This is a genomic window from Asaia sp. SF2.1, from assembly GCF_000505765.1.
Taxonomy (GTDB): Bacteria; Pseudomonadota; Alphaproteobacteria; order Acetobacterales; family Acetobacteraceae; genus Asaia; species Asaia bogorensis.
Genome location: NZ_AYXS01000003.1, coordinates 79,118 through 79,824 on the forward strand (window position 1 = coordinate 79,118; position 707 = coordinate 79,824).

Sequence of the window (707 nt, forward strand, 5' to 3'; positions counted from 1 at the left end):
TGTCGCTCGGACGCAAATCCTCGGGCTGCACGGCCTCGAGGGCTGAGACGTTGCGCGCGTAGCGTGCATCGCGCGCAGCGGCTTCGCGCGCCTCGGCGAGCTTGGTGCGCACGGCACCGGAAAGATACTCGTCAGACGTCACCCATACCGGGCGGCCATTGCTCGAGCGGCTTGGCTCGAGGAAGATGCTGCTGCCCAGCTCGGCCGTCACGGCTTCTTCGCTCTGCCCCATCAACTCGGCCACGATCGGCAGCTCGACGCGTCCGGCTTCATGCAGGCACACGGCCAGGGCGTCATGAACCGAATGGATCTCGGGTTCGGACGGCGCCTGAATCACGCGATCGGTAAAGAGCGGCCCCGGTTCGGCCGTGTCGGTCTCCTCGTCATAACGCTCGATCGAGGAGACGAGCCAGACATCGGGATCGTCGAGGAAGGTCTGGAGGTTCGGGCGACGCTGGGTCTCGCTCTCGGCGCCGGTCACGGCGTCGACGCGGGTTGTCGTCTTGGTATGGTTGATCGGGCCGAACTGGCGCGTGAAGTTCAGCCAGGCACGCTTGAGGCTCGCCTGCAGACCGGCAAACGGCTTGTTCTCGAACTGTGCCCGCAGCACAGCGCGGGTCGCATCGCGCACGGGGATCATCGCCTCGATGATACGCGCGTGCTTCTGGAAGATGCCCTCCTTCTGCTCGCCCTTGCGAATGGCGACC

1 pseudogene is annotated in these 707 nt (G+C 65.8%); it reads right to left on the reverse strand.

The window, feature by feature from the left end:
• A pseudogene (locus P792_RS38235) lies at nt 1-707 on the reverse strand (lactate dehydrogenase); the annotation flags it as partial.